The organism is Pseudonocardia nigra (genome assembly GCF_019396355.1).
Taxonomy (GTDB): Bacteria; Actinomycetota; Actinomycetes; order Mycobacteriales; family Pseudonocardiaceae; genus Pseudonocardia; species Pseudonocardia nigra.
In genome coordinates, this window is the sequence record NZ_JAHKRK010000273.1 from 1 (window position 1) to 8,638 (window position 8,638).

General features: G+C 75.1%; 9 protein-coding genes and 3 pseudogenes. 9 read left to right on the top strand and 3 right to left on the bottom strand.

Annotated elements, in window-relative coordinates:
- Positions 1 to 135: 135 nt before the first annotated feature.
- Positions 136 to 309, top strand: a pseudogene (locus tag KME75_RS37225) (hypothetical protein); the annotation flags it as partial.
- Here KME75_RS37225 and KME75_RS37230 read toward each other — a convergent pair.
- A complete protein-coding gene (locus KME75_RS37230) occupies positions 310 to 1,557 on the bottom strand; it encodes a glycoside hydrolase family 10-like protein (RefSeq protein WP_308283422.1) in 1,248 nt (415 codons plus the stop codon).
- 102 nt (positions 1,558 to 1,659) lie between these two features.
- On the bottom strand, positions 1,660 to 1,986 hold the full coding sequence (locus KME75_RS37235; protein ID WP_219419645.1) for a DUF3040 domain-containing protein: 327 nt from the start codon (positions 1,984 to 1,986) through the stop codon (positions 1,660 to 1,662).
- A 308-nt stretch (positions 1,987 to 2,294) separates the two neighbouring features.
- On the opposite strand from KME75_RS37235, the gene KME75_RS37240 reads away from it, so the two are divergent.
- The 8 genes and pseudogenes from KME75_RS37240 (at position 2,295) to KME75_RS46390 (ending at position 8,350) form a co-directional block, all read left to right on the top strand.
- Entirely contained in the window at positions 2,295 to 2,570 is a 276-nt protein-coding gene (locus KME75_RS37240; RefSeq protein ID WP_219419646.1) for a hypothetical protein, read from the top strand.
- Between the two features lie 67 nt (positions 2,571 to 2,637).
- The gene (locus KME75_RS37245) at positions 2,638 to 3,285 is read left to right on the top strand and encodes a DUF305 domain-containing protein (RefSeq protein ID WP_219419647.1); all 648 of its coding nucleotides are present in this window, start codon (positions 2,638 to 2,640) and stop codon (positions 3,283 to 3,285) included.
- Positions 3,286 to 3,360: 75 nt separating this feature from the next.
- Positions 3,361 to 4,050, top strand: coding sequence for an MFS transporter (locus KME75_RS37250; RefSeq protein ID WP_219419648.1), 690 nt, complete (start codon positions 3,361 to 3,363; stop codon positions 4,048 to 4,050).
- Positions 4,047 to 4,424, top strand: a complete 378-nt coding sequence (locus KME75_RS37255; RefSeq protein WP_308283423.1) for a sensor histidine kinase — start codon at positions 4,047 to 4,049, stop codon at positions 4,422 to 4,424. Before KME75_RS37250 ends, KME75_RS37255 begins: the two co-directional genes overlap by 4 nt.
- Positions 4,409 to 5,071: pseudogene (locus KME75_RS37260) on the top strand (response regulator transcription factor). The gene KME75_RS37255 and the pseudogene KME75_RS37260 overlap by 16 nt, the downstream one beginning before the upstream one ends.
- Positions 5,072 to 5,132: 61 nt before the next feature.
- Positions 5,133 to 6,242, top strand: a complete 1,110-nt coding sequence (locus tag KME75_RS37265) for a hypothetical protein (protein ID WP_219419649.1) — start codon at positions 5,133 to 5,135, stop codon at positions 6,240 to 6,242.
- Between the two features lie 435 nt (positions 6,243 to 6,677).
- Positions 6,678 to 7,136 carry a hypothetical protein gene (locus KME75_RS37270; RefSeq protein ID WP_219419650.1) on the top strand — a complete coding sequence of 153 codons (459 nt, stop codon included), beginning with the start codon at positions 6,678 to 6,680 and terminating at the stop codon, positions 7,134 to 7,136.
- A gap of 776 nt (positions 7,137 to 7,912) precedes the next feature.
- Positions 7,913 to 8,350 carry a UDP binding domain-containing protein gene (locus KME75_RS46390; protein ID WP_308283424.1) on the top strand — a complete coding sequence of 146 codons (438 nt, stop codon included), beginning with the start codon at positions 7,913 to 7,915 and terminating at the stop codon, positions 8,348 to 8,350.
- Here KME75_RS46390 and KME75_RS37280 read toward each other — a convergent pair.
- Positions 8,331 to 8,638 (bottom strand): annotated as a pseudogene (locus KME75_RS37280) (L-lysine 6-monooxygenase); the annotation flags it as partial. The gene KME75_RS46390 and the pseudogene KME75_RS37280 sit on opposite strands and share 20 nt — an antisense overlap.

Sequence of the window (8,638 nt, forward strand, 5' to 3'; positions counted from 1 at the left end):
CGTCGCGGTGTCCGGTCGGGCAGCAACGGCTCCAGCCGTGCCCACTCCGCGTCGGTCAAGTCGTGGCGATCAAGCACAGAAGAGATCTACCGCAGCCCACCCGCATGATCCACGGGACACGCTCTAACCGAGGCGCCCGTCGCGCTGCGCTGCCGCCCGCTGGTGCAGGTGCCCATCGGGCGGGCGACGGTCGTGACGGCCGAGGTGGTGGAGGTGCTCGGCACCATCCGCACGGGGCGTCCGCTGGTCTACCTCCAGCGGCGCTTCCACGCGCTTCCGCCGGGAGCGGAGCTCGACGGCCCGTCGTGATCAGGACGGGCAGGCCTCGGCGTCCGGGCTCGGCGCGGGCTGCGCGTAGTGCTCCGCCGCCACCTGTTCGATGGCGGCGGCGGCGTTGGAGGTCAGCGAGCGCGCGCTGAAGTAGACGTCGCCGGACACCTCGGGGTGCGCCCGGTTCAGCGTGAGGTGCTCACTGAGCTCCGCGACGTCCCACGCGGGCGTGCTGCCGACCTTGTAGGCCGCCTGCCCGACATAGAGCTCCACCCCGGTGCCGGCCACCACGCCCGCCCACCACGGGACGAGCACCGCGTAGTCGGCGGCGCGGTGGCCGATCTCCCAGTAGATCTGTGGAGCGATGTAGTCGACCCACCCCTGTTCGACCCACGTGACGCTGTCGGCGTAGATCGCGCTGAAGGACTCCAGGCCGTCGGTCGCCGAGCCGCGCGGTTCGGTGGACGCGTTGCGCCAGATCCCGAACGGGCTGATCCCGAACTCGACCTCCGGCTTCACCGCGTCGATGCGCTCGGACATGCCACGCACCAGTTGGTTGACGTTGTCCCGCCGCCAGTCGCCCACGTCGGTGAACGCCCCGCCGTACTGCGCGAACGTCGCGCCGTCGGGGATCTGCTCGCCGCCCACCGGGTACGGGTAGAAGTAGTCGTCGAAGTGCACGGCGTCCACGTCGTAGCGGGTCACCGCGTCCATCACCGCCTCCGTCACGAACTGCCGGACCTCGGGGATGCCCGGGTTGTAGTACAGCTGGCCGCCGTAGCCGAACACCCAGTCCGGGTGCGTGCGCGCCGGGTGCTCCGGAACCAGCCGGGCCGGGTCGGCCTGCCTGCTCACGCGGAACGGGTTGAACCAGGCGTGGAACTCCAGGCCGCGCAGGTGAGCCTCCTGGACGAGGAAGGCGAGCGGGTCGTAGCCGGGGTCCCGCCCCTGCACACCCGTGAGCCACTGCGACCACGGCTCGAACGGCGAGGGCCACAGCGCGTCGGCCGTCGGGCGCACCTGCACCACGACGGCGTTGAGCCGCAACCGCACCGCGTTGTCGAGGATCGCGCGGTACTCCTGCTGCTGCTCGGCGGCGCTCAGCCCGGACCGGCTCGGCCAGTCGATGTTGGCCACCGTGGAGATCCACACCCCGCGCATCTGCCCGGGCGGCTGCTGTGCGGCGGCGAAGGGGGCGTCGATGGCGGGTGCCGCCGGGCCGAGGCCGAATGCGGTCGCGACCACGAGCAGGGATGCGGCACCGCGGCGGAGCCTCTGCAGGAACACGTCCACCTCGCACGATCGCTTGCCGGCATTCTGTGCGATGGGGCGGTGGGAGCAGGGACGACGCCCGGTGCACCCGCGACGATCACCCGTCCGGGAGCCGCGTCAGCCCGAACCGCGCTTCTCGGTGGCGCAGAACAGGATCCACGGCACCAGCACGACGGTCGTGATCAGCCCGAGCAGGCCCCACCACGACGCGGGGACGAGGGTCGCGGCGACGACGAGGACGACGAGCCCGGCGACCAGGAGCACCGTGCACCGCAGCGACACCGGCCACCAATCCGGCGCCCGGCGGGTCCGGTGCCGGCGCATCGCCTGCACGAACCGGGGATCGTCAGAGGTGAGGTCCTCCTCGATGCCGGCGAGGATCCGTCGCTCCCAGGAGGACAGCTCGGCGGGTTCATCGGGACCAGGAGCGGAGGAGGAGGCCATCGCCGGCTCCTTTCGCGCAGGTGGTCGACCAGTGCCGACCAGCCTTCCCGGCGCGCCCTGCCGGTGATCCTACGTTTTGTCCGGTGTCGCGGCCAGCCCGGATGTCCGGGCCCGCCACGGCGCGCGGCTGCCGGAGGGGGCATCATCGACGCGTTGCGTGCGCAAGCAACGGGATCGGTCGTCGCGGTGATCACCGCGGGCCGGCTCGTCGTGCTCGCGCTCACCCTCGCCGGCATCGTCGCGATGCACGGTCTGGGTCGACCGACGCCGCGGGCCGCCACCACACCCCGATCGGCACCTCGATCGACGTGCCGGCCGGACCCGCGCCGGCCCACACCGCGGCCGCGGCCCACGACCGGCGCGCACCAGCGCTGACCGAGGCCGGGCACCACGACGGGCACGGCGTGATGGCCGGCTGCGTCGTGATCCTGCTGGGCCTGTTCGTCGCCGCCGCGCTGCGGCGCCTGGGAAGCGGCACCCGACCGACAGGGCCGCGCACGCCGTCCCGACGCTGCATCGCCTCCGCGGCCGCGCGCGCCCCGCCCCCACCGCTGTTCCTGTCCCTCTGCGTGTTCCGGATCTGAGGAGCCGCGCGCCCGGCGCATCCCGGGCCGCCGCCCCTCCCGTCCGAACACCCAGAGGAGAACGATTATGAACGTCCGGCGCATCGCCGGCGCGACCGGCGCCGCTCTCGCCTCCCTCGCCCTCGTCGCCTGCGGCGGCGGGACCACGGCCGGCTCCCCCGCCGGTTCCGCCGCACCCACCTCCGCCGCACCCACCTCCGCCGCACCCACCTCCGCCACAGCCACGGCAGGTCAGCCGTTCACCGACGCCGACGTCCGGTTCGCACAGACGATGATCCCGCACCACCGGCAGGCGATCGAGATGGCCGAGCTCGCCCTGGACCGCAGCGGGAACCCGGAGGTCCGGGCGCTCGCCGAACAGATCAGGGCCGCGCAGGGCCCGCTGACCGGACTCCTGAACGACTGGGGCGCCCCGGTGCCCGCCGGGGACGGCATGGACCACGACGGGATGCACCACGACGGCATGTCCGGGATGTCCGGCATGTCGGGGATGATGAGCCCGGAGCAGATGGAGCAGCTGCGCGCGGCCGACGGCGCCGCGTTCGACCGCATGTTCCTGGAGATGATGATCGCCCATCACGAGGGTGCCGTCACCGATGCCCGGCGGGAGCTCGCCGAGGGAGCCGACGAGCGCGCCAAGGCGCTGGCGTCGGAGATCGTGGCGACGCAGACCGCGGAGATCGACCGCATGCGGCAGCTGCTGCAGGCGATCTGACGCCACTCGTGAACGGCCCCCACGACCGCCGCGTCCGGCTCCGGGCGGTCTTCGCCCACCCCGGGATACCGGCGGTTGTGGGCGGCCCGCACGGCGTCGCAGTGGGGAGACGTGGTCGCGACCGTGACGCTGAGCCTCCTGGTGCTCGACCTGACGGGCTCGGCGCTCGGCGTCAGCGCGGTCGTGGCCGTCGAGATCGTCCCGGTCCTGCTGCTCGCGCCGTTCGCCGGCACGCTGGTCGACCGGCTCCCCCGGGTCCGGGTGATGATCGCCGCCGACCTGCTGCGCGCCGTGCTCGCCACCGCGCTGATCGTCGCGGGCGGGCACGTCGTCGCCGTCTACCTGATCGCGTTCGGGCTCTCCGTCGGGTCGGTGCTGTTCCACCCGGCCGCGCACAGCGCCCTGCCCGCCCTGGTGGACGACCGGCAGCTCGTCGCCGCCAACAGCGGCATCTGGACGGCCGCCGTGCTCAGCCAGATCGCGCTCGCCCCGCTGGCCGGCGTCCTCTACGCCGCACTCGGCCCCGGACCGGCGTTCGGCATCAACGCGGCGAGCTTCCTGGTCAGCGCCGCGGCGCTGGCCGGCCTGCGGCTCCCGGCCGCACCGGCGCCCACCCGGCGGGCCCGGTTCTTCGCCGACGCCGCCGCCGGCGCGCGCCTGCTCGCCGGCGACCGGCTGCTGCGTGCTCTCGGCGCAGGCCCCCACGGCGCTGGCAGCTCGAGGCGATCGCCGAGGGCGAGGGCCTGCTCGACGCGCAACGCGTGACGCAGGCGGTCGTGCAGCTCGCCCACAACGCCGTGCAGCACACCACGAGCGGTGACGTCATCGCGCTCGGCTCGGCGATCGAGGACGATGACGTCACCTTCTGGATCCGCGACACCGGACCCGGGGTGCGCCCGGAGGACGGGGAGCCGATCTTCCAGCGCTTCTCCCGCGGCTCCACCGGCGGTGTCCGGGGGCACCGGACGGGGGCCGGGCTCGGCCTGGCCATCGTCAGCGCGATCGCGGAGGCCCACGGCGGGCACGTCGAGCTGCTCTCGGTGCCGGGCGAGGGCGCGACCTTCACGCTCCGCCTGCCCGGCGCCGCCCGACCCCACCTGCCGAGCGACCCGGGAGGGGAGTCATGCACCGCATCCTGATCGCCGAGGACGAGGCGCGGATCGCCCGGTTCATCGACAAGGGGCTGCGCGCCAACAACTTCGTGACCACCGTGGTCGCGGACGGCCACAGCGCCCTCGACGAGGCGCTGTCGGGCAACCACGACCTACTGGTGCTCGACCTCGGCCTTCCCGGACGCAACGGCTACGGGGTGCTGCGGGACCTGCGGGAGGCCCGCATCGCGCTGCCCGTGATCATCCTGACCGCCCGCGACACCGTGCGCGACACCGTCGCCGGGCTGGAGGGCGGCGCGGACGACTACATGACCAAGCCCTTCCGGTTCGAGGAGCTCCTCGCCAGGCTGCGGCTGCGGCTGCGCACCGCATCGACCTCGGTCGTCGAGGCCACACTGCTCAGCGTCGACGGCCTCTCGCTCGACCTGCGTACCCGCCGCGCCCGGACCGCGACCGGCACGGTGGACCTCAGCGCGCGCGAGTTCGCCCTGCTCGAGCTCCTCATGCGCCATCCCGCCCAGGTCCTCTCCCGGGAGCAGATGCTCGACCACGTGTGAGGTTTCGACTTCGACCCCGGCTCGAACATCGTCGACGTCTACATCCGGCAGCTACGGCGCAAGGTCGGCGCCGACAAGATCACGACCATGCGGGGCATGGGCTACCGGTACGGGTGAGATGACGACTTCTTCATCGCGCCCTCATGCAGGATCCGGCTCCAGGGCGCATCCTCCTCCGATGCAGCCGCTGACGTCGGAGGCCGCCCGCCGCCGGGCACTGCTGGTGACCGTACTCGCGTTTCCCGTCGTCGCCGGGGTCGCGACGTGGGGCCTCGCCGACGGCTGGCTCGGGCCGGGGCAGGCCTACGTCCGCGACGCGGGCGACGCGGACGCGTCGGTGAGCGGTGGCCCGAGCAGGGTGGAGGTCCCCGAGTTCGCTCCGGCCCCACTGTCCGTCGGGGCGCCGCTCCCCGAACCGGCCGTCGAGCCTGTGCCGCCGTCCGCGGACGTGGTGGTCCCCCCGCCCGCCGCGGAGGCCGCTCCCGGACCGGCCCCGGCGCCCGCCCCGGCCCAGGAGGCGCCCGGCATCGGGACCGCGCCCGCGGCCGGCGCGGTCCCCGACCCCGCCGAGGGGATCGCCGGCGGCGCGCCCGCCGGGGACGCCGCCGTGCCCGGCGCGGACGAGCCACCCGGCCCGATTCCCCCGGCGGACGAGCCGCCCGGCCCGGTTCCGCCGGCGGGCGAGGCACCGGCGGGCGAAGCACCGGCGGGCGAGGGCGGGGCCGCCCCGGACGACACGGACGACACGGGCGACACGGGCGACACGGGCGACACGGGCGACACGGGCGACACGGGCGACACGGGCGACACGGGCGACACGGGCGACACGGGCGACAGCACCGCCGACGGGGGAACCGCCACCGATGACGGAGCCGGCGACGGGGCCGACGACGGCGGAACCGAGAACGACGGCGGAGGCGACGGCGATGCCGGGGGCGACGGCCCCGGCGACAACGACAGCACCGACGACACCGATAACGAAGGTCCGGGCGACGGCGACAACGACGGCGACACCGACGGCGACAACGGAGACGGCACCGACAACGACGGCGACAACGACGGCGCTGACGACGGAACCGGGGACGACGGAACCGACAGCGACGGTCCGGGCGACGGCGACACCGACGGCGACGCACCCGGCGGCAACGACGACGGCGACGCCCCCGGCGGCGACGACAGCGACGACGGCACCGGCAACGACGGCGGTAACAACGGCGACGGCACCGACGGCGACGCCGGCAGCGACGCGGGCGACGGCGACAACGCCGGTGACGAGACCGACGACTGACCCTCCGCCCGCCGCACCGCGCTGATCAAGGCGCAGACGTCACTTCTGAATCCATACAGCACGACATCAGCGCCTTGATCAGCGCATTTTGCGCTACCGACCACGCGCCGCCAGATGAGAAATGCTTCACGACCGGGCTCAGGGTCCGTTCACCTGAGCGCCAGATCCTCCTCATGTGGCCGAATCCGCAGACCCCGAGGCGCGAGCGGGGACCGAGCGCGTGGTGCTGTACGGCCACGACACGATGGGCCTGGGCCACCTGCGCCGCACCTCGCCCTCGCCGGCGCACTGCGCCCCAGCCACCGCCGCCCGACGTCCTCGTCGTCAGCGGCGCCGCCGAGGCGGGCCCGTTCCCGCCGCCCGACGGCGTCGACCTGCTGTTGCTGCCGGGCGTCGCGAAGGGCCGCGACGGCGGCTACCGCAGCCGCCGCCGCGGTGCGGGCCCCGGTCACCTGGATCCCGGAGGTGCACGGCGCCCCGGCCCTGTGGGACGCCCTCGCCGCGGCCCACCACGACCTCCCCGGTGTGCCCGCTGCGCTGCCCGAGCTGCTCACGCTCCCGGCGCCGGACGCCGCGCAGGTGCTGCACGTGGCCCGGGGGGTGCGCGAGTCCGGCGTGACGCACTTGCACGCGCACTTCGCGACGCTCGCGACCACCGTCGCCCGGCTGGCCGGGGCCGTGCTGCACGCGCTCGACCGGTTGACGGCAGACCGCACGGTGCTCGTCATCGCCCACCACGAGGAGCTGCTCGCCTCGTGCGACCGGGTGGTGCGGGTCGCCGACGGGGGGATCGAGGAGATCCGGGGTCGGACCGGGCCGGTACCGCGCCCGGAGCGCAGGGCCACCGCGTCCACCCACATGCCCACCACGGCAGCCCCGGAGGCCGCGCGATGACCACCGCCCCCGCCCCCCACGCTCCCCCGGCTCGCCGACCGCCGTGCACTCGGCACGCTCCTCGCCACCGCAGGCACGCTGCCCACCGCGGACCTCGGCCGCGCTGCCGTCCGGCTGCGGTGGAAGCCGGGGACGAGCCTGCGCGCCGGAGTGATCGTCCCGGCCCCGGGCGGGTTCGCGGCCGTGCTCGTCGCCGCGTTCGACCCCGGCAGCACCGCCAAGGCGGACAAGCTCGCCGCCGTGGCCGCCCGGCGGGGCCAGCCTGTGCACCGCAACGCCGTGCACGGCGACCCAGTGCACGGCGACAGCGTCGTCGTCGTGCCCGACCGCGGCGACCCCGCCGTCGGGCGGCTGGTCCCGGAGGCCACGGTGCTGTCCTACAACCCGGTGCGCCGCTGGGTGGGGCGAACCGGGGACGTCGTGGTGAAGGTCCATGCGGCGCCGCCTCCCGTCGGGGTCACGGCCCTGCTCGCCCACCCGCCCGGCCGACTCGCCCACCACCTTCCCACCGCGGAGCCGGCGCGCGGCGGCAGGCTCGTCCGGTCCGGCTGGGTGGAGGGCCGGCACCCCGTACCGGCCGACGTCCCTGCGGTGCGGGAGGCACTGGCCGCGCTGCACGCCACCGTCCCGCCACCCGGTGTCCCCGTGCTCGACGGCGCCGCCGTGCTGGTCGCGGCCTGCCGGGCCGGGCGCTCGGTGTGCACCGTGCTCCCGGCCGAGCGGGCCCGCGTCGACCGGCTCCTGGGCGACCTGCGGCGGGCGCTCGCGGCGGGCCGGTGGCCCGTCCCGGGGTGCTGGTGCACGGCGACCTCAGCCCGGACCAGGTGCTCGTCACCCCGACCCGCGCCGTGCTGCTCGACCTCGACCGCGCGGCGGCCGGGCCGGTGGGGTGGGACGGAGCATCCTGGGCTGCGGCGCAGGTCGCGACCGGCGGCTGCGTCGTCCCGGCGCCTATGGCGACGGTGCGGGTGCACGACCCGAAGGCGCTGGCCAACGCCGCGCGCATCCGCCCGGAGCTGGGCTACGCCGACTCCGTCACGGCGGCGTGCGACGGCGCGGACGTCGTGCTGCTGGCCACCGAGTGGGACCAGTACCGGGCGCTCGACCCCGAGGCGTGGCGGGCGGCCGGCTGGCGCTACCGCGCGCTCGGCCGCCCCGCCCCCGCACGGCGCGCCCCCGAGCGCGCGGTGGCGCTCACGACCGCGACGACGTGAGCACCTCGACCGGGCGGCCGGCCGCGATGGACGCCGCGATCTCCCCCGACCGCACCGCGACGGTGGACAGCAGCGTCGAGGCCAGCCCGTGGCTGTGCTCGGTGGCGCCCTGCACGTAGATGCCCGCGGTCAGCTCCAGCCCGGTCGCGACGCGGTAGTCACGCTGCACGGCGAGCCGGCCCGCAGCGTCGCGGTGACAGACGCGGGCGAGGTCGCGCAGCAGGCGGCACGGGTCCGAGGGCCGGTAGCCCGTGGCGTACACGACGAGATCGGCGGTGAGCACCTCGC

Bases quoted from the DNA above. Each gene is read 5' to 3' on its own strand.
- KME75_RS37235 (WP_219419645.1), bottom strand. From the start codon at position 1,986: ATGGCCTCCTCCTCCGCTCCTGGTCCCGATGAACCCGCCGAGCTGTCC.
- KME75_RS37245 (WP_219419647.1), top strand. From the start codon at position 2,638: ATGAACGTCCGGCGCATCGCCGGCGCGACCGGCGCCGCTCTCGCCTCC.
- KME75_RS37265 (WP_219419649.1), top strand. From the start codon at position 5,133: ATGCAGCCGCTGACGTCGGAGGCCGCCCGCCGCCGGGCACTGCTGGTG.